This is a genomic window from Occallatibacter savannae (assembly GCF_003131205.1).
Taxonomy (GTDB): domain Bacteria; phylum Acidobacteriota; class Terriglobia; order Terriglobales; family Acidobacteriaceae; genus Telmatobacter; species Telmatobacter savannae.
Window position 1 is genome coordinate 189311 of sequence record NZ_QFFY01000005.1, and the last position, 18502, is coordinate 207812.

At 59.8% G+C, this 18502-nt stretch carries 18 protein-coding genes; 8 read left to right on the plus strand and 10 right to left on the minus strand.

Features of this window, described 5'->3' with window-relative positions:
• Positions 1-9: 9 nt before the first annotated feature.
• Positions 10-1611, minus strand: coding sequence for a bacillithiol biosynthesis cysteine-adding enzyme BshC (gene bshC, locus DHV10_RS18690; RefSeq protein WP_109487914.1), 1602 nt, complete (start codon positions 1609-1611; stop codon positions 10-12).
• 245 nt (positions 1612-1856) lie between these two features.
• Entirely contained in the window at positions 1857-2063 is a 207-nt protein-coding gene (locus DHV10_RS18695; RefSeq protein ID WP_109487915.1) for a hypothetical protein, read from the minus strand.
• A 696-nt stretch (positions 2064-2759) separates the two neighbouring features.
• Between DHV10_RS18695 and DHV10_RS18705 the strand changes: the two genes are divergently transcribed.
• Complete coding sequence (locus tag DHV10_RS18705) at positions 2760-3413, plus strand: NUDIX hydrolase (RefSeq protein WP_109487917.1); 654 nt, start codon at positions 2760-2762, stop codon at positions 3411-3413.
• Between the two features lie 189 nt (positions 3414-3602).
• A complete protein-coding gene (locus DHV10_RS18710; RefSeq protein ID WP_109487918.1) occupies positions 3603-3836 on the plus strand; it encodes a cold shock domain-containing protein in 234 nt (77 codons plus the stop codon).
• Between the two features lie 200 nt (positions 3837-4036).
• On the opposite strand, the gene DHV10_RS18715 is transcribed toward DHV10_RS18710, so the two are convergent.
• The gene (locus tag DHV10_RS18715) at positions 4037-4714 is read right to left on the minus strand and encodes a hypothetical protein (RefSeq protein WP_109487919.1); all 678 of its coding nucleotides are present in this window, start codon (positions 4712-4714) and stop codon (positions 4037-4039) included.
• A 131-nt stretch (positions 4715-4845) separates the two neighbouring features.
• Between DHV10_RS18715 and polX the strand changes: the two genes are divergently transcribed.
• Together polX and DHV10_RS18725 are read left to right on the plus strand one after the other, a co-directional pair.
• The gene (gene polX / locus DHV10_RS18720) at positions 4846-6585 is read left to right on the plus strand and encodes a DNA polymerase/3'-5' exonuclease PolX (protein WP_109487920.1); all 1740 of its coding nucleotides are present in this window, start codon (positions 4846-4848) and stop codon (positions 6583-6585) included.
• 138 nt (positions 6586-6723) lie between these two features.
• The gene (locus DHV10_RS18725) at positions 6724-7329 is read left to right on the plus strand and encodes a hypothetical protein (protein WP_162601663.1); all 606 of its coding nucleotides are present in this window, start codon (positions 6724-6726) and stop codon (positions 7327-7329) included.
• Here DHV10_RS18725 and DHV10_RS18730 read toward each other — a convergent pair.
• On the minus strand, positions 7316-8155 hold the full coding sequence (locus DHV10_RS18730; RefSeq protein ID WP_109487922.1) for a hypothetical protein: 840 nt from the start codon (positions 8153-8155) through the stop codon (positions 7316-7318). The two genes, DHV10_RS18725 and DHV10_RS18730, sit on opposite strands and share 14 nt — an antisense overlap.
• Positions 8156-8593: 438 nt before the next feature.
• Here DHV10_RS18730 and DHV10_RS18735 point away from each other — a divergent pair, with 438 nt between their 5' ends.
• Positions 8594-9730, plus strand: coding sequence for a citrate synthase (locus DHV10_RS18735; protein ID WP_109487923.1), 1137 nt, complete (start codon positions 8594-8596; stop codon positions 9728-9730).
• Positions 9731-9855: 125 nt separating this feature from the next.
• On the opposite strand, the gene DHV10_RS18740 is transcribed toward DHV10_RS18735, so the two are convergent.
• Positions 9856-10344, minus strand: coding sequence for a fasciclin domain-containing protein (locus tag DHV10_RS18740; protein ID WP_239461920.1), 489 nt, complete (start codon positions 10342-10344; stop codon positions 9856-9858).
• Between the two features lie 372 nt (positions 10345-10716).
• Between DHV10_RS18740 and DHV10_RS18745 the strand changes: the two genes are divergently transcribed.
• Positions 10717-11172 carry a BLUF domain-containing protein gene (locus DHV10_RS18745; RefSeq protein ID WP_109487925.1) on the plus strand — a complete coding sequence of 152 codons (456 nt, stop codon included), beginning with the start codon at positions 10717-10719 and terminating at the stop codon, positions 11170-11172.
• Between the two features lie 81 nt (positions 11173-11253).
• Here DHV10_RS18745 and DHV10_RS18750 read toward each other — a convergent pair whose 3' ends face one another.
• On the minus strand, positions 11254-11874 hold the full coding sequence (locus tag DHV10_RS18750; protein WP_109487926.1) for a hypothetical protein: 621 nt from the start codon (positions 11872-11874) through the stop codon (positions 11254-11256).
• 318 nt (positions 11875-12192) lie between these two features.
• Positions 12193-14172 carry an outer membrane protein assembly factor BamB family protein gene (locus DHV10_RS18755; RefSeq protein ID WP_239461922.1) on the minus strand — a complete coding sequence of 660 codons (1980 nt, stop codon included), beginning with the start codon at positions 14170-14172 and terminating at the stop codon, positions 12193-12195.
• A gap of 174 nt (positions 14173-14346) precedes the next feature.
• On the opposite strand from DHV10_RS18755, the gene DHV10_RS18760 reads away from it, so the two are divergent.
• Entirely contained in the window at positions 14347-14733 is a 387-nt protein-coding gene (locus tag DHV10_RS18760) for a BlaI/MecI/CopY family transcriptional regulator (protein ID WP_109487928.1), read from the plus strand.
• Positions 14730-16064 carry a M56 family metallopeptidase gene (locus DHV10_RS18765; protein WP_109487929.1) on the plus strand — a complete coding sequence of 445 codons (1335 nt, stop codon included), beginning with the start codon at positions 14730-14732 and terminating at the stop codon, positions 16062-16064. The genes DHV10_RS18760 and DHV10_RS18765 overlap by 4 nt, the downstream gene beginning before the upstream one ends.
• 176 nt (positions 16065-16240) lie before the next feature.
• Here the strand turns inward: DHV10_RS18765 and mqnC are convergent, their stop codons facing one another.
• The 3 genes from mqnC to DHV10_RS18775 form a co-directional block, all read right to left on the minus strand.
• On the minus strand, positions 16241-17287 hold the full coding sequence (gene mqnC, locus DHV10_RS18770) for a cyclic dehypoxanthinyl futalosine synthase (protein WP_109487930.1): 1047 nt from the start codon (positions 17285-17287) through the stop codon (positions 16241-16243).
• Positions 17288-17386: 99 nt separating this feature from the next.
• Complete coding sequence (locus tag DHV10_RS27260; protein ID WP_162601664.1) at positions 17387-17536, minus strand: hypothetical protein; 150 nt, start codon at positions 17534-17536, stop codon at positions 17387-17389.
• A gap of 365 nt (positions 17537-17901) precedes the next feature.
• The gene (locus DHV10_RS18775; RefSeq protein ID WP_109487931.1) at positions 17902-18483 is read right to left on the minus strand and encodes a c-type cytochrome; all 582 of its coding nucleotides are present in this window, start codon (positions 18481-18483) and stop codon (positions 17902-17904) included.
• Positions 18484-18502: the final 19 nt, after the last annotated feature.

Below are 18502 nucleotides of genomic sequence, written 5' to 3' on the forward strand. Positions count from 1 at the left end.
ATCAGAGGCTTAAAGCCAGACGGCTTTGTGACCGGGACAGGGATCAGATGCGAGTCCGGTGAGGGTTTCGTTGAGTTCGAACCCGTAGCGCGCGAGGTAGTAGGCGGCACCGTGCACGCGTTCCTGTAGTACTCCGCCGGGATTGAGCGCGCGCTCAATGGCATCGGCGTGGCGGCGAAGCGAGCCTTCACGCTGCATTTCGAAGTTGGCGGCGAGGCGGCGGAGGCGGTTCATCTGATAGCGCATTTTGCTGGCAGCGGTTTCGGCGGAGCGGCCTAGTCCGGGATCCATGGCGCGCATGTAGTCGAGAAGAGGCTGAAGTTCGGCATCGAGAGCGTTGCCGGCGGAGGAGAGCTTCTGCTTGCCTTCGACGGGCATGGCGCGAGCGGCCAGGATCTGCGCAAGAGAGTCGGCTGACTCGCGGAAGATGCGGTCGATGCCGAGGTCATGCTTGTGGAGGAGCTCTGCGATGGCCGGCTCGATCAGCGTAGCTGAGAGGCGAGGCTCGGCTGCGGTGGTGCGGCCGAGGATACGCTCGTAGAGCACCGCGGATTGGGCGAAGTAGGCGATCTCGGCGGGGCCTCCGATGATGAGCGAGGTGCCGAGGAGGTAGTCCTGGAAGATGGGGCGCAGGAGTGCGGCGGGAGAGATGCGGTGGGGCTCTGCGGCCAAGATGCCGAGGAGGTCGGCGGTGGTGAAGCGATCGCGGCCAGCCTGCCATAGGCCCTGTGGCTCGGCGGTGCTGGATGAGGTGCGCTTTAGCGAAAGGCGCGCGCCGGTACGCTCGTCGAGCAGGAACAGGAGGCTTGATTCGGATGTGACGGCGACCTGGACGTGGTAGCCGGCCGCTTCGAGAGCCTTGTTCCGGTCAAGGAGCGCCGCGTGCAATTCGTCGCCACGTTCGATGGCGGCCTTGAGGACGGGCGAGCCCAGACGGTGAATCTCGGCGCTGGAGGCATCGAGTATGAGAAGTCCCTGGTCGGCGAAGGCTCTGGAGTAGAAGTCGGCGAAGGCCTGACCGAAGGTGCGGCCCGGCTTGTACGCAGCGACGAGCGCGTCCATGGCGTCAGAGGCGCCGAGGAGCTCCCATGCCTGATCGACGAGGGGCTCGATGGCTTCATCGATGACGACGCCACCGGCGGGGACGGGAGCGGCGGGAGATTTGGAGTAGACGAGCTTGCGGAGTTCTTTGCGAGACGGAAAGACGACGTGGTTGATTTCGGCGAAGTCGTGGTCTTCCGTCGCGAGCCAGAAAATGGCTGCGTGCGGTTGTCCGGCATTGGTGGCCTGGCGGGCACGGGCGAGAGCAGTTGCGGCTTTGAAGGGCGTGTAGAGAGGCCCGCCGAAGAGGCCGACCTGCTGTCCGGTGAGTACGGTGGCGGCTCCGGCACGGAGGGCAGCGATCGGGGCGGATGCGGAGGGATTCTGCGTGGCGAGGATGTCTACGATTTCGCTCCAGTGGTCAGGACGCGGACATCGCTGCTGCCATCCGGTTTCGCGAGGGAGAGATGGGTAGAAGGGCCGAACGGCGGGTGCCGCGGCGCAGTAGTCGAGGAAGAGACGACTCTGTCCGGGAACGACATCGATGGGGAAACAGTCGGAACTCGGCAACGCGTACCTTCTGAGTGGATTCGTCTGGCTGACCCTTGGGGACAGATCCGGTCCGGCTTCGCGAGACGGCTACATTGCTGCGCAAGGCGGCTGGGTTAAGGATGCCATGAAGGGGGGATTCGATGCACGAAGACGGGGACTAGGTGACGAGGTGACAAGCGGGAAGGGGATCGGGTAACAGGGGTAGGGAATAGGCAATAACCAACTCTTGCCCGCGGCAGACGCTGGAAGAGAGAGACTCGCGCTCAGGCGTAGGCTTTTTCGGAAACGGGGAGGCGGACGGGTTCGGCGGGGCGGGAGGTCAGTTCAGCCTGCTTGATGCGCCGGAGGAGGATATTGCGGAGCCTATTGGCGGCCTCGTCGTCGAGACCGAGGTGGGAATTCTCTTCCATGACATCAAGTGCGTAGCGGAGTTCGTTGGCGAGTTCCGGCTTCGGTGCGCTGATCGACATGAGTCCATTGTAGCTGGGCGGTCAATCGGTTTTCTTCGCTCGATTTTCCACAGAAGTGGGATTTGCTGGTATCGAACGGGGAATGAACGAGTTGGAGAGGGCACAGGAGGCAGGTTCGTGTCCTGACGAGCTGTTTGGGCAGGGGATAGGCCCAGAAGAGTGTGGATTCCTTTCTATGAGATTCACCATCACAGTGGATATGGACGGAAGGGCTATCAGGCGACGTCGCAAGGTCCGTCCGACGACCGAAAAGATTGCGATCTAGACGAGAAGAACGGTTTGTCATAAAGGCTAAAAAGTAGAGATCGAGTTCCATCGAGATGGCGTGTCGTACATTCGTGATTCTGATTTTGTCGGCGATGATTCTGGTGTTTGTCCTTGCCGCGCGGGTGTTTCCGCGTACGAGCTGGATTAAGCACCATCATGAGCCCTGGTCTGCGGCGCATAGGAAGTGATTTGTCGCAGTGCGATCATGTTGGGTTCTCCTTCGAGAGACGTTCCCACTCATGGCACGATGAAGCTGCGCGATGAATGGGGCACAACTTTTCTATCGATTGAGCTCGTCGCCCGGTACATAGATTGAGGGACCGCCGGTGCCAAAGTGCGAGCGACAGAGGGCACCCGGTTCGGTCTGCATAACTCCGCCCATCGTGTTGCATATACTTTGAATGAGTGGAGAAGGAGAGCTTTCCTGCGATGGCGAAAAAGTCCGCGAAGATGAAGAAGTCGAAGGCACCGAAGGAGAAACCACACACGCCTCCGGCGAAAGAGAAGGCGAGCAAGCAGGGAGCCGAGACCGAGGAATTGTTGAGCTCGGAGGTGGTGTACCAGGGAAAGCTGTTCCGGGTTCTGCACGACAGGCTGATAGAGCCGGGCGGTAAGAAGAGCGAGCGCGATGTGATCCGGCACAACGGAAGCGTAGTGATTCTGGCGATCGACAAGTCGAAGAGCAAGAAGGATCCCTGGATTGTGATGGAGCGGCAGTACCGCCATGCGGCGAAGCAATATCTTTGGGAGTTGCCGGCGGGAAAGCTGGATGCTGGGGAAGAGCCGCTGGTGGGCGCTCAGCGGGAACTCGAGGAGGAGACCGGGTATCGCGCGAAGAAGTGGAAGCCGCTTGTGGAGTACTACGGGAGCCCCGGTTTTCTGGGTGAGTCGATGAAGGTTTTCCAGGCTGAGGGTCTGATCGCGGGAGACGCGCACCCGGAGGAGGACGAAGAGATCGAGTTCCGGCTGGTGAAGCTCTCCGAGATCGTGAAGATGATCGAGAAGGGCGCGATCAAGGACGGCAAGACGCTTTGCAGCGTGCTGCTGTACGCCAGGAAGCTCGAGAAAAAACGCAAGAAGTGAGCTAAGGTAAGTACCTTTGGTCAGGGGGTTTGGACGGGGCCGGCGAGATTCGCCGGCCCGATCATTTTGTCAAACTTGTGGATGAGTCAATAAACCTTTGACAAAGATTGAGCGTCATAGTCGATAGGGTGGGCTGGCTTCCCCATTGTTTGCTCACCAACCCCCTAAGAGGCAAGAAAGGCAAACCCTGTGGCTCAGTACAAAGGCAAAGTCAAGTGGTTCAACAACGCCAAGGGCTACGGATTCATCGGACGTGATGACGGGCCAGATGTTTTCGTCCACTACTCGGCAATTCAACTGGATGGTTACAAGACTCTGAAAGAGGGCGATGATGTGGAGTTCGACATCGTCCAGGGGCAAAAAGGTCCTCAGGCGGATGCGGTTATACGTCAGAGAGACGCGGCCACCCACAACGCTGCCTAGCAGTACGGGGACTCTGGGGCGTTCTTCCCCAGCCGCTTACTGGCGGTGCGGGAGCACGTTGCTCCGGGCCCAGCTTTCGCTCAACTGAACTAAACTCACGAAGCTCGGTTCTCCACGTGCTTTCATTCTGGACTCACAGGGCCAGGGAGGGTGTACCTTCCCGGCCCTTTCCCTTTTCGGGGCGCCTAGAGCTTACTCGCCTATACCTTCGGACCTCGAATGACATAGATCGAGACTGCGATGAGCCATAGAAAGCCCAGAAAGCGGGCGATCGGCAAGCAGGGCGAGAAGGCGATGCTGAGCAGCACCGGTGTCGCCGCCGCCGAGACGAAGGTCAGGAAGTAGCCGGCTACAAGTAGCCAGCGGGGCAGAAGGTCGCGACTCCCGATCGTGATTCCGGTAAGGAAGACGGTGAAGAAGCCGGCCCATCCGGGTCCGCCAAGCAGAAATGGGATGAACTGAAAAGCGTGGAGAGCAGGCCCGAGATCGGCCGCTCCCGGCGCAACGATAGCCCATGAGAAAAGAGAGGAGAGAGCCAGCATGATGGCTGCGCCTGCGCCTCCCACGGCGGTTAGCCACTTCGATGTATCCCGAATATGAACTGGGGGTAGTGCGCTGCTGAAGAGAGCGGCGGCAAAACCTAGACATATCGCGGACGCGAGCTGAAGGAAGTCGCTGACTCGAATGGCGGAAGCGGCGGTGAAGAAGAATGTGCGCGTGTTTGCGTCGTTGGCGAATGGGTTGGGAATCCTTGAGCCGGGAGCGAGGATGGGAATGGCGACGAGGCTCGCGAAGAAGAAAAGAAAGTGAAGAGCTGTCAATGTGAACAGAGTCTTCGCGGATCGAGAGGTTGAGATCGTCACGGTGTCGCCTATCATCGATGCCTCAGGTGGTATGGGATTGCTTCAGTAGACCAACGAGAGACGGCGCAGTACGTAAAGGTCGATCAAGACTTGTAAAGATTCGTGAAGTGGGTCGATGAAAGATACTGATCGCGGAGAGTCTTTCGATGGATAACGCGAGGATGGCTGGTCTTCTGAATGAGACAGCCAATCTGATGGAAATCGATGGGGCCGATGGCTTTCGCGTGCGCAGCTATCGCAATGCGGCGGATGCGGTGGAGCAGACTACGGTGGACCTGGCGCCAGTGTCGGGGGATGTGGCGCAGCTGCTAGCGATTCCGGGGATCGGAAAAACGATGGCGGCAAATATCCAGGCGATTGTGGCGACGGGATCGCTGCCGGTGCGGGATGAGTTGCTGACGAAGTATGGGGCAGCATTGCTGGAGCTGCTGAAGCTGCCGGGGATGGGTCCGAAAACGGTGGCGCTGCTCTGGGATGCAGGGAAGATCAAGAACATCGATGAGCTTGCGGAGGCGATCGAGGCGGGGCGGTTGAAGGGCCTGCCGCGGATGGGCGAGAAGCAGATCGAGAAGATCAAGAAGGGAATCGAGGACTATCGGCGACAGGTGGGTCGGTTCCGGATTGATGAGGCGGAGGATGCGGCGGAGCGGTTGACCTCGTACCTGATGGCGATGAGCGGAGTGGAGCGAGTGACTCCGGCGGGATCGTTGCGGCGTGGACGGGAGACGGCGGGTGATCTGGATCTGCTGGTCACAGGGCCGGCGTGCGCGCAGGGGTGTACGGATGCGGCGGTGGAGTATGTGGCGGCGTATCCGGGAATCCACGACATGATTGCGAAGGGTGAGAACAAGGTGAGCTTCCATCTCGCGAACAGACTGCAGGTAGATGTGCGGCTGCTGCCTTCGAGCTGCTACGGGGCGGCGCTGCAGTATTTCACTGGATCCAAGGCGCATAACGTGGTGCTGCGGCAACGGGCGCTGAAGATGGGGTACACACTGAACGAGTGGTCGTTATCGAGACTTGATGACGAGAGCGTGGTAGCGTCGGCGACGGAGGAGGAGATCTACGCGGCGCTCGAGATGGACTGGATGCCTCCGGAGATGCGGGAGAACTTGGGGGAGATTGAAGCGGCGGCGAAACGTGCGGTGCCGAGGCTGATCGAGGCGGGGGACATCAAGGGCGACGTGCACATGCACACGACGGAGACAGACGGCCGGAATTCGATTCTGGATATGGCAGAGGCGGGAATTGCGCGCGGGCTCGAGTACATCGCGATCACGGAGCATACAAAGAATCTGGCGATGACAAATGGCTTGGACGAGAAGCGGGCGCTGGAGCACATGAAGCGGATTCGCGAAGTGGATGCGCAGATGGAGGGGCGGATCCGAATCTTGCCGGGCCTTGAGGTGGACATTCTTGCCGACGGCAGCCTCGACATGGATGACGAGGTGCTCGCACAGTTGGATGTCGTGATTGCGAGCGTGCACAGTCACTTCGGGCTGCCGCGGGAGGAGATGACGGGGCGGGTGCTGCGGGCCGTCGAGAACAAAAATGTACGGATCCTGGGGCATCCGACAGGGAGACAGATTCTGCGGCGGGAGCCGTATGCGATGGATACAGGGGCGGTGATCCGGCGGTGTGCGGAACTGGGTGTCGCCGTCGAGCACAATGCCGCTCCGGAGCGGCTGGATCTGAGCGACAAGGATCTGCGGCTGGCGAAAGAGTGCGGCTGCAAAATCGTCATCAATAGCGACGCACATCTGACGCGGGTGGTAGGGGAGTGGAAGTATGGGATTCGGCAGTTGAGGCGGGCGTGGCTGACGAAGGAGGATGTGTTGAATACGCATGGGGCGGGGGAGTTTCTGGGGGCGTTGCGGAAAAGGTAGGGCTGAGTTACTTGTATCCCAGGTTTCAGAATCGAGACCCTTCGACTACGCTCAGGGCAGGCTCTGGGGCACCCGCACCGCTGTGGGCGATGGCAGTGGTGGATTGTTCACAAGCGGTGGGGCTAAGATAGGGGCGCTATGAGTCTGCTTCAACAGGAATCGCGAGAGGCTGCGGGGGAGTCGTACACAAAGGGTACGAGCCACGTGATTATGGCCACGGTGATTGCGGTGGTGCTGGTGTCGGCGGCTGTCACGATTTACGTGATCTCCGGGGAGAAACCGCCTGCTGCGACCGGCGAGATTGCGGAAGTGTGGGCGCATCCGATGCATACCGAGACCTCTGGGTGGGACGCGAACGGGGCGGAGATCCCCAAGGAGTCGATCGATCAGGTGCTGCTGTTTACGCATGTGAAGCTGCACAATCAGGGCAAGCAGCCGATCTTTCTGCACCAGGTGCTGGCGAATTTGACGCTGCCAGACGGAATCCACTCGAGCTACGCTGCAACGCCGTCCGATTATGAGCGCCTGTTCAAGGCCTACCCCGCTTTGCAGCAATGGCATACGCCACCGATTTCGCCCGACCTGACGATTCAGCCGGGCGAAACGAAGGAAGGAACCTTTGTGTGTTCGTACCGCATGACGAAAGCGGATTGGGAGACGCACAAAACGCTGAGCTACACGTTCAACTTCCAGTATCTGCCGGCGCTGACCGTCGACTGGAAGGGCGCGGTTACTGAACGTTAGGCGGTATCGGTGCGCCCTTTGGCGTAGAGAGATAGCCGGAGATCGCGTTCTTCGACGTGACCGAGTTCACGACGATCTCGTAGAGTGCAGGGTCTTTGCCGGCGTAGAACTGGAGCGGTTCATTCACGTACCGGTCCTTCTTGTCGTACTGCTTGTCATCGGCGAAGACAGAGAGGGTGAACCGGCTCTTCTTCTGATCGGCCTTCTTTAGCTCAAGGCTGACGGTGCCAACCGGCTTCTTTTGGCCCTTGGCCAAGGTGAATTCATAATAGTTTCGATCACCTTTGTGCTTGAGGACCTCTAGCTCGTCGCGATTGCGGGCGATGAGGCTTGAGTGGCTGTCGAGGTCGCCCTTCATGGATTGAAGCTGGTTTACGGCCGTGGCGAGGTCGGTCTGGGTTTTGGTCAGGTCGGTTTTGACGCCGCCAACGTCAGTCTTGACGCCGGAGACGTCGGACTGGACGGCGCTGACCTGCTGAGCGGTCTGTTTCTGCTCGGCTTCGAGGCGTCGAGCGTCGGCTGCCTGGCGGGCAATGATCTCGTGGGCGCGTTCGTCCAGCTGCTTCTGGGTGAGTCCGACGCTGCGGCCGAGCTCATCGGTAGCGACGCGGAGGCGCGCGTTGGTTTCGCGGAGTTCGGCCCCGAGTTTGGCGTTCTGCTGATTGGCTTCCGCCAGGGCGGTTTCTTGATGAGCGATGCGGCCGCTCAGGGTATAGGTCCAGATGAGGCCGCCGATGGCGGCAAGGACCGCGACGGCGATTGCGGCAAGCAACGCGCCGCTGTAGGCCGGAGTGGATTCAATGACTGTGGTTCTGTCGTCGCTCATCGTTCGAGTCTCCTCTAAACAGCGGGGTGAGTATCGGCCGCGATCGGCGGAACGCAGTCCGGCCAGATTCGCGACAACTCAGAAGGCTTGTGGAAGGCTACTGAGACTATAGAGGAGAGGTCCCGAAAAGAGGAGGAATTGCTGCGCAGCGGGAGCCATGGAGGTAATACGGCAGCTGTCAGCTCTGAGCTTTCAGCCTGGAGTTCTCAGGTCGAGCAGAAGTTCGCGACGCACCGGCAATACGGGTTCGAGCGTCTGGCCGTCATAGCGCGATGCGGCATGGGCCCGGGTGGGCAAGTGACAACCCTAGATTCGACCATTTATAAAGGCACTTATCGAGGGTTCACCCCCTTCTTCGCCTGGCCCCGCTTTGAGCCTGCGCGAATGCTGAATCAAGATCGCATCCAACCACCCAAAGAGGGGAGTTTTAAGAGGCCTATGTCTACCGCTGTCGCTGGCAAGGGACTTGAAGGAATTGTTGCCGCCAATTCCGGGATTTGTTTCATTGATGGCGACGCGGGCGTGCTTGCGTATCGCGGGATCGACATCCACGAGCTGGCTGAGCGGTCGAACTTCGAAGAAACGACATACCTTTTGTGGAATGGGCGATTGCCGAGCGAGCTGGAGCTGCGGGAGTTTTCGTCGCAGCTAGCGCTGGCGCGCGAAGTGGACCAGCGCATTGTGGAGATGCTGAAGACCTTTCCGACTTCGGCTACTCCGATGGAGGTGCTGCGAACCGCGGTGTCTGCACTGAGCTTTTATGACGCCGACGAGAAGGACAACAGCCATGATGCGAATGTCCGGAAGGCCTACAACCTGACAGCCCAGATCGCGATGCTCGTGGCGATCTACGACCGGATCCGCAAGAAGCTCGACATTGTTCCCCCCGACCGCACTCTCTCCCATGCAGGCAATTTTCTCTGGATGCTGAATGGAGTAAAGCCGTCAGAGACGGCTACCCGCACTCTGGATATTGCGCTCATCTTGCATGCGGACCACGAGCTGAATGCTTCGACGTTTGCGGCCCGTGTGATCGCGGCGACGCTTTCGGATATTCACTCAGCGATCACGGGGGCCATCGGCGCGCTGAAGGGGCCGCTGCATGGAGGCGCCAACGAAGGCGTAATGAAGCTTCTGCTGACGATCGATAAAGCCGGCGCCGACCCGGTGGACTACGTGAAGAACATGCTGGCGGCGAAGCAGAAGATCTCCGGCTTCGGGCATCGCGTGTACAAGACAGAGGATCCGCGGGCGACGCATCTGCGGCGCATGAGCGAGAAGCTGGGGAAGGATGCCGGTCAGCCGAAGTGGTATGAGATGTCGCGGGCGATCGAGCTCTATATTAACAAGGACAAGAAACTGAACGCGAATGTCGATTTCTACTCGGCGTCTACGTATGCGACGCTGGGAATTGATATCGACCTGTATACGCCGATCTTCGCGGTGAGCCGCATTGCGGGGTGGGCTGCTCACGTGATCGAGCAACTGGATGACAACCGTCTGATCCGGCCAAGGGCGGATTATATCGGGCCGGTCTATCCGTCGAAGTATGTGGATATGAGCGAGAGACGGTAGAAGCTGAGTCAGTTTGGGAAGCTGGGGCTGCGGCTCCCGTTTTCATTTCTGCGAGCGTTGAAGGGTAGCCCCGGTCCCCAACTGCGAGGGACCGGGGGCACCCACCAGCAAGGCTCCGCGTCTTTCTACTGGGGCAATAGCACGGTGTCGATCACATGGATCACTCCGTTGCTGCACTGGATGTCAGCCTTGGTGACATTCGCATCGCCTACCATCACTTTGCCATCTTCGGCCATGATCTTCACTTCCTGACCATTCACCGTCTTGGCTTCATGCAGCTTCACAACATCGCTGGCCATCACCTGCCCGGGAACGACGTGGTAGGTGAGGATGGAGACGAGCTTCTGCTTGTTTTCCGGCTTGAGCAGATCTTCCACGGTACCCGCAGGCAGCTTGGCGAATGCTTCGTCGGTCGGTGCGAAGACCGTAAACGGCCCTGCGCCCTTGAGCGTATCGACCAGGCCGGCTGCCTGCAGCGCGGCAGCAAGGGTTTTGAAGTTCCCTGCGGCGACAGCGGTGTCGACAATGTCCTTGGCGTCGGCGGCGAAGGCGCTGCTGCTGAAGGTCAGCGTGAGCAGCACGGCAGTACAAATCATCATGCAGATTCGTTTCACTAGAGTTCTCCGTTCATGAATCAGCGGCTTTGCTGTCATGGATTGGTTGCGATCGCGTGAAGGTGCAGCCTGCGCCCTCACAGGGTCTGTTGTGCTCGTGCAGGTCGGTTAAGCAGCGGAGCGGCATGAGCACTGTTGATTAGAGGCAACCGAGTTTCAACGGAATCGAAAAGAAAACTGCACTCGTGATGAGAAAGGAGAATTGATCGGTTTTGTCGATTGCGTGAAATTGCGGTGGAAGACGGTAAGGACAGCAACTAATTGCGGCCGAGGAGAGGTGGGCCTTGGCAGACTGTTGAGGGGACTGGCGCTTCACCGGATCTGTGGGAGCAGGCTAGAATTCGAGGCACGTACCCAGGACGGAGGTTCTGGATGGGGACAGATTCCGAACTGTTTTCACTGGTTTACTTCAGCCGAAGTACGGTTGAGCCTCGCAAGGTTGATGCAGAAATACGCAGCATCCTGGACAGCGCGCGGAAAAAGAACCCGGAATATGAAGTGACCGGAGCTCTTCTGTTTTCGAGAGGGTTCTTCGCACAGGTTCTCGAAGGGTCGCTGACCTCAGTGCAGTCGACGCTTGAAAAGATTCGTAGCGACCCGCGTCATACAGAGATCTCCGTGCTGAGTTGCAGACCTATCGCGAAGCGCAATTTTGCAGACTGGTCGATGGCCTATGCAGAGCCTGATCGGGACGGTACGGTATCGGAGAGAATCAACGGGATACTTGAAAATGCGTCCTGTATCGATTGCGACGATGCAGGGAGTGAAGTCCTCAGCGTTCTGCAGATGTTGATCACCGGGAGCGAGACGATATCGAGCGGAACATGAGATCGGAAACGTGGAAGGCTCTGCTTCTTTCGGCCGGAAGCAGGGCCTTTCTATGCGGGATATAGGACTCGAGGGGAGTGCCTACTCGTGGTCTGTGTCGCTGTCGTCCGCAAGATGAATGACGACCTTAGCCGTGCCGATCGGCAGTCCGCCCTGGAATGCAGAAACGTGAAAGACGCTGTTGAGCGTGGTTGCAGCGCCGCTTTCGAGCGAGAGGCCAACACCGTTGAGGATGATGCGGCCGCTGGATGGCGCAAGCGGGAGAGTGAGTCCGGCGGGCAGAGTGAGACGGAACAGGGGCATGCGGCCGATAAGTCTTTCATTCACAGATACCAGCGCAGTGATGACGGGTGTTCCGGTGGTGGTGAGGATGAAACTCTGCAGCGTCACTTTCGTCTGATCGGCGTTGGATGAGAGGGTGAGGCCGCCTGAGTGAAGCAATTGGCCCGCGGCGGTATCGAGGTCGAGGGCTCCTGAGTTGATAGGGAAGCTGACAACTCCGTCATGCCAACGAGTCGGTGTGACTGTTCCTGGGGCGACGTCGAGTGCTCCAAGTGCGGAGATGAAGTCGCTGCTGAACGTGACGATGGTGTGGCCGGCTTCGACGGTCTCCGTGTTTTGTGCCGATGCGATGTGCGCGGAGACGAGCATAGCGAGAGCTGCAACGGGAGCGGCGAGGAACAGGCGGGTGGCGATGCGCATAGCGGACTTCTCCCTGGGTTCGATTGGCTGCATCGGCCGATGTTCGCGTCCGGCGGGTGAGCTCATTGGTTAGAAGCAGATTGATTGAGTGCGGAGAGAAAGAACGTCCGAAAGGTCATGAGAGAGCAGGATTGAGGCTTTTTGTGGACGGCATGAAACGCACCGGGAAGCAACGATTCTCGGAAGGACGCCAATGAAGCGAGCCTTACCGCATTGCACGTCTCCAAAGGGGGACGTGGGGCGAACGGCTTCACTGAAGCGACAGCGGTGCAATCCCGCTTATCGCTTTGCGATGGACGGGCACAGCTCCGCCTTTCTTCACTTGCTTAGGAGGCCGAAGACAGCCACGCCTTTCGGAGTTCCGACGTAGACCGTGCCGTTGACGATGAGCGGAGTGATGAACTTGTTGCCATTACCGAAAGTGTCGCGACCGCCGGTGGCCTGGTTGCTGTTGTAGAGCTCTCTGGTGAGATCGGATGCGTCATAGGCATGGAGGACGGCGGGCGAGCCGGTGTGGGACTCGAGGGCCCAGACGATTCCATTCTGTGTGCCGTTGGAGGAGACGGCGGGCGAGGTTCCCGGGTAGGCGAATGAGATCGCGGTCTGACTCGACGGCGATGTCGCGAACTTGCCGCCGGTGACGGGGAAAGCGCGCAAGGGGTTGCCGACGGTGCCGAGGTAGAGGACTCCGTTGTAGAAGGCTGGGGTGGAGAAAATGGAACCTACGCCGGGGAGTTCCTGGTAGAGATTGTGGTTGTCGGTGCCGCCGGCGTTGAATTTGCCGAGATTGTCGCGGTCAGCGATGTAGAGGTTTTGATCCTTGCCTCCGCCGACGAGGAGATGGCGCGCGGCGCCGGTGGAGTCGGTAACGTCGGGCAGGAGGACGATGCCGCCTGAGCCGAGGTCCTGATCTGCACCGGAGGCCGAGACGGTGTTGTACTGCGCGAAGTAATCGGCGACGGAGATTTTGCCGGTTGCGGCGCTGAGCTTGAGTATCGAGTTGCCGAAGTCGCCCTTCGAGGGGAATCCGTTGGCGTCGAGCGCAGTATCGAATTTGCCGTTGGCATCGAGCAGGAAGAGGTTGCCGCCGGAGTCAGCTGCGATGCCGTCGCCGCTCATCCAGATGGAGCCGTCGCCGCCGTTGGGCGTGAGGTTGAGAACGGCGGTCTGTTTCAGGGTGGACTCGCTGTAGGCCATGACCCACCCGGTGTACGGCGAGAAGTCGCAGTGCGAGGACCAGCCCATGTAGATGTTGCCTCCGCTGAGCAGCAAGGCGGCACGGTCCTTGTACATTTTGGGATCGAAGGTGAGAGTGCCGTTTGCTGAGCCGTCGCCGTTGCCGGGGTAGGTTGCATTGACTTCTGTGGGGCTGCCGGAGATCTCGGCGCCGGTGGTGATGTCGAGCGCGTGGAGACGATGGTGGTAGTTGCCGGTTGAGTCTTTGGTCATGGCGACGACGTAGATGGTTCCATTCGGGCCCTGTTTGCGGTCGATGACGGGAGTGGCGGTGATGCCGATTTCGGGGCCTACCTGGCCGCATCCGCGGTCGTCGCTGGTGGTTTCTCCGGAGCCTAGGACGGAGGTTTTCCAGATCTGCGTGCCGGTGTCGGCGTCGAAGGCGTACACGCTGTCGTGTTCTGTGGCGACATAGAGGACGTTGCGCGTGGACCCGCCTGCGTTGACGCCAGACAGGAAGAGCGGCTCCGCGTCCACGAGGCCATCAACGGTGTCGAAGCCGACTTTGCCAAACTGGGTGGAGTTCACGTTGGCGAGAGTGAGCGTGGTTTCCTGCGCGTTGAGGCCGTCGCGCATGTTGTTGTCGTGGTAGGTGGTGATGTCCGGCGCGGGATTTGTTGTCGGAGGCTGCGATGCTGACTGAACGGTTGTAGCGACGGTCGCAGAGTGTGAAAGGCCGGGCGATGTACCGGTGAATGTGATGTTGGCGGTTGCACTGGAGGCAGTGGAAGCAGCGGTGAGAGTGACCTTCTGCGACGCTGCGGGCGTGACGCTCACTGTGCTTGGAGATGCGCTTACGCCTGGCGGCAGCCCGGTGATTGCGACGGAGACCGATCCACTGAAGGAGTTAATGGCGTTTGCCGAGACTGTAATGTCAGCGCCGGAGCCCCCGGCTTGCAGCGTTACAGAGGTCGGCGAGACGGCCAGTGAAAAGTCAGGCGAGGAGGATGAGGAAGGCGCGCCGGTGTTGGAACTGCCGGATTTGGAGCTCCCGCACGACGTGAGGAAGACGACACAGCACAGCAGAGATGCGAGGGAGCAGAACTTTAAGGGAGACGTCACGCCAGGAGACCTCATCACTAAGTAGGTATCTTCAACCTTGTAATCCAACGAACTTGGAATGGGGCAGACGGCTGGCGGGTTGGCCGGGGCGTCTTCATTTCGAGAAAGGTCCTAAAAACTTAGTTGACGCGGCGTTGGAATGGGAGTAATGTCCTAAGACTATAGGAGGTCGGCATGGGCGGAAGGCCGGCAAAGAACGGGCTGACGAGACTGGAATTGAAGATCATGCAGGTGATATGGCGGCGCGGCGCCAGCACGGTGACCGATGTGCAAGAGGAGTTGGAGCCGGCACTGGCGTACACGACGGTACAGACCATGCTGAACATCCTGGAGCGGAAAGGGAAGCTCGAGCGCGAGCTGCAGGGGCGGGCTTATGTGTATCGCGCCAAGGTGAGCGAGGAGAAGGCAGTGGGGCAGAGCCTGCGCGACATGATCGACCGGATGTTTGGCGGGTCCAGTGAGGAGCTGGTGATGAGCCTGCTGAAGAGCCGGCAGATCGATGCGAAGCGGCTGGCTAAGCTGACGGAGAAGTTCAGCAGGGGCGCGGAGGAGGAGAAATGAACGGAGCGGAATCCATTGTGATGGCGTATGTTGTGAACTCGCTCTGGCAGGTTCCGCTGATAATGCTGGCGGCGTGGATGGCGGCGCGGGTTGTGCGGCCGCTGGGGCCGGGAGCGGAGCATCGCGTGTGGGTTGCGGCGCTTCTGGGCGAGGCAATGGTGCCGGCGATTTCGCTGCTGCCCTGGGAGAGCATGGAGGTGGCGTGGCCGTGGCATCTCCATGCGCAGCAGGCGGAGCAAGGCAGCGTGATGGTGCAGGTGGGCGGCGGCACCGCGTCGGGTGGGATGGCGATTCCTTCTGTGCTGGTTGCTGCTGTGACCGGGCTGTATGCGACGGGAATGCTGTATGTTGCGGCGCGGTTTGCCTGGCGATGGATGCGGCTTGCTGACCTGCAACAGAGCGCGCAGGCTGTTTCGCTGAGCGGTGTTGCGGGGATCGCCTGGGAGCGCGGAGTGCAGCGGATTGGTGCGGCGTCCGTGGAACTGGCCTCGTCGCGACATATCTTTGCGCCGCTGACGATGGGGATTGCGAAGAGATGCGTGCTGCTGCCGGCGGAGATGATTGCGGACCTGGCGGACGGCGAGATGGAAACGGTGATCGGCCATGAGCTGGCGCATGTAAAGCGCATGGATTTCGCGAAGAATGTTGCGTATGAGCTCATCTCGCTTGCAGTCAGTTACCACCCCGCCGTGTGGTTCACGAAACAGAGGCTGACCGAGACACGCGAGATGATTTGTGACGCGATGGCGGCTGAGATTTCAGGAAGCAAAGTGTACGCGCAATCACTGCTGCGGCTGGCGGAGCTGCTGCTGCAGGGCAAGACGGTTCGAGTTCCGTATGCAATTGGAGTGTTCGATTCAAGCACGCTGGAGAGGAGACTTATGAAGCTGACAGAGATGAAAATGGAGATCGGACACGCGCGCCGCGTTATGGCACTCGGCGCATGCGTTGTACTCGGAGTTGCGGCGGCAACTTCGGCGGTGGCGTTGCGGGTTGGCGTGGATCAGAAGGGCTCGGGAGAGAAGACGGCTTCCAAGAGCATTCCCACTTCGGTTCCGGCGCAGAAGATGCAGAACAATCTGATCACGAAGGTCCCGCCGGTATATCCGCCGGAGGCGAAGGCAGCGAGGATTCAGGGCAAGGTCGTGCTGAACGCGGTTATAGGCGTGGACGGGCATGTCGAGAACCTGAAGGTGGTCTCAGGGCCGAAGGAGCTGCAGCAGTCGTCGCTGGATGCGGTGCGGCAGTGGGTTTATAAGCCGTACACGGTCAATGGGAATCCGGTGGAGGTGACGACGGATATCAACGTGATTTATTCGCTGGCGAAGTGAGGGTGCACGAGCGGAGTCTTTCCCAGGTCTCAGAAGCGAGACCTGGGGCACCCGTCAGGATAGAGTACCCGCAACCGAAAAAGCAGATCCTTCGCTTACCACCCCCACGCTGAAGAAAACGCGTGGGCCCCGTGCACTCAGGATGACAGATCTGATGTAGGCCGAGCTTTTTCTAGCTAGTTGAGGAACATGGTGCGATAGAGGGTGTCGCGCTGGACCGGCTTGAAGCCGGCGTCGCGGATGATGCGCCGGAGTTCTTCTTCCGTTGTGCAGTTGGATGTGCCCGCTGCCTTGACGACGTTCTCTTCGAGCATGACGGAGCCTACGTCGTTGCCGCCGAAGTGGAGGCCAAGCTCGAGGACCTTGAGGCCCTGCGTGACCCACGAGGCCTGCACGTTCTCGATGTTGTCGAGATAAAGGCGGGAGATGGCGAGGACCTTGAGGTACTCGACTGAGGTAGCTTCGTCCCACCCGCGGCCGCCAAGAGCGGTGTACTTGGGCTGGAAGCTCCACGGGATGAAGGCGGTGAATCCGCCGGTCTCTTCCTGCAGTCGGCGCACGACCTCGAAGTGATTGATGCGTTGATCGAAGGTCTCGCCGACGCCGAACATCATGGTGGCGGTGGTGCGCATACCGAGCTGGTGGGCTGTCCGGTGCACGCTGAGCCAGTCTTCGGTGCGGCACTTGAGGCGGGCGATGCGCTTGCGGACGTCGTCGTCGAGGATCTCAGCGCCGCCTCCGGGGATGGAATCGAGGCCGGCATCGCGAAGACGCGCGATGGTGGTACGCAGATCGAGCTCGGAGTACTCGGCGATGGCGAGGACTTCGGATGCCGAGAGGCAGTGGAGCCAGATCTTGGGGAAGCGCTGCTTGATGCCGGTAAAGAGGCGTTCGAACCAGTCGATCTTGAGGTCGGGGTGGATGCCGCCCTGCATCAGCACGCCGGTGCCGCCCATCTCCTGGGTCTCGGCGATCTTCTCGTAGATCTTTTCGAACTCGAGGATGTAGCCTTCGTCAGCGCGAGGCCCCTTAAGGGGGCGATAGAAGGCGCAGAAGGTGCAGTACTCGGTGCAAAAGTTGGTGTAGTTGATGTTGCGATCGATAATGTAGCTGACGACGCCCTCGGGATGCAGGCGGCGCCGCACGGCATCAGCCTCGAACCCCAGGCCGATCAGGTCAGGGGAGTTGAAGTAATCGAGGGCCTGGGCGCGCGTGATCGACATAGAGACAGTTTACAGTCGTCAGTTCTCAGTTGTCAGTCGAGGGGATGCGGGTATTCCGAAGAGCTTAGTGAGTCGTGAGTAGAGACCCTCGCGTGCAAACTACTTGGAATTGCTGCGAAAGAGGAAGAGGCCTCGGCGGCGAACGGGGTCGCGACGGGTGCGGGAGAGGTTGGAGGCGGTGGAGATGCCGCTGAAGAGGACGAACCAGTCCCAGAATGCGCGCCAGCGGGATTTGGGTTCAATAGCCATTCAATCCTGTCTCTTCAAACTATTAGATTCAGTGGGACGAGGAAGGGTGCAGCTCTGCGGCTAGTGGTCACGGGCGAGGATTGGGTTTTGAACTCGAGGCCGGCTTCTTTGAGCTGGAGATGCCGAAGCTCATGAGAAAGAAACGGAAGCCTTTGCGGAATGAGTCGAGAAGGGACATGGGAGTTCTTCATTAAGAGTATCGCAGAGTGTAGAAATCTAAGGCTGAAGCCCGCATGTCCTTTTCTACTGGTTTGTCCGAGTAGCATGAATGCCACTGTCCCCTCCGGTTCTCCACTTCGCTTCCCATGTCTCAAAAGAGGGAGACCCTTCGGCTACGCTCAGGGCGGGCTATGGGGCAGCCAGCGCTAGTCCTGGTGGGCTGGTTCGGCGGTGCCGGGGTGGGTAGGCGCTTCGCTGGGTGGAGAAGGGGCGCGGTTCAGGATGTCGAGAGCGGGCTGCGGCATGGGTTTGCTGGCATTGGCGAGGAAAAGGCTGACCTGCCACATCTCGGGATCGCTGAGCTGGGTTTTAAAGGAGGGCATGCCCGTGAGGCGGATTCCGTTCTCGACCTTCCAGTAGGTTTCGCCAACAGGGTCATCGCTTACGCCGACGATTTCGGGCTTGTTGCGATGCGGCTCGAGCAGCTGAGGTGCGTCGGGGTACATGTGAGCGCCGAGCGCGGATGGATGGTTGTGAAGGCCGTGGCATACGGAGCATCGTTCAACGTAGACGCGGGAACCGGCGGTGAGGTTCTGTGCGTCCGGCTCCATGTGGGTGCCAGCCATTTCGCGCTGGACACGGGCGTCGAGGGGAATATGAACAAGTTGGCGCTCATGCGGGAAGGCCGGGTCATCGACGGCCACCGGCACCTTGCCATACATCAAGTACACCAGCACGGCAAGGGGGATGAGAACGAGCCCGATGATCAGTCCAAGAATGAAGCGCATGCGTTTGTTAACGCCTCCT

Coding starts and splice junctions, on each gene's coding strand:
- DHV10_RS18765 (WP_109487929.1), top strand. CDS start 14,730: ATGAACGGAGCGGAATCCATTGTGATGGCGTATGTTGTGAACTCGCTC.
- DHV10_RS18760 (WP_109487928.1), top strand. CDS start 14,347: ATGGGCGGAAGGCCGGCAAAGAACGGGCTGACGAGACTGGAATTGAAG.
- DHV10_RS27260 (WP_162601664.1), bottom strand. CDS start 17,536: ATGGCTATTGAACCCAAATCCCGCTGGCGCGCATTCTGGGACTGGTTC.
- DHV10_RS18750 (WP_109487926.1), bottom strand. CDS start 11,874: ATGCGCATCGCCACCCGCCTGTTCCTCGCCGCTCCCGTTGCAGCTCTC.
- DHV10_RS18735 (WP_109487923.1), top strand. CDS start 8,594: ATGTCTACCGCTGTCGCTGGCAAGGGACTTGAAGGAATTGTTGCCGCC.
- DHV10_RS18715 (WP_109487919.1), bottom strand. CDS start 4,714: ATGATAGGCGACACCGTGACGATCTCAACCTCTCGATCCGCGAAGACT.
- DHV10_RS18705 (WP_109487917.1), top strand. CDS start 2,760: ATGGCGAAAAAGTCCGCGAAGATGAAGAAGTCGAAGGCACCGAAGGAG.
- polX (WP_109487920.1), top strand. CDS start 4,846: ATGGATAACGCGAGGATGGCTGGTCTTCTGAATGAGACAGCCAATCTG.
- DHV10_RS18695 (WP_109487915.1), bottom strand. CDS start 2,063: ATGTCGATCAGCGCACCGAAGCCGGAACTCGCCAACGAACTCCGCTAC.
- DHV10_RS18745 (WP_109487925.1), top strand. CDS start 10,717: ATGGGGACAGATTCCGAACTGTTTTCACTGGTTTACTTCAGCCGAAGT.
- DHV10_RS18725 (WP_162601663.1), top strand. CDS start 6,724: ATGAGTCTGCTTCAACAGGAATCGCGAGAGGCTGCGGGGGAGTCGTAC.
- DHV10_RS18730 (WP_109487922.1), bottom strand. CDS start 8,155: ATGAGCGACGACAGAACCACAGTCATTGAATCCACTCCGGCCTACAGC.
- mqnC (WP_109487930.1), bottom strand. CDS start 17,287: ATGTCGATCACGCGCGCCCAGGCCCTCGATTACTTCAACTCCCCTGAC.
- DHV10_RS18775 (WP_109487931.1), bottom strand. CDS start 18,483: ATGCGCTTCATTCTTGGACTGATCATCGGGCTCGTTCTCATCCCCCTT.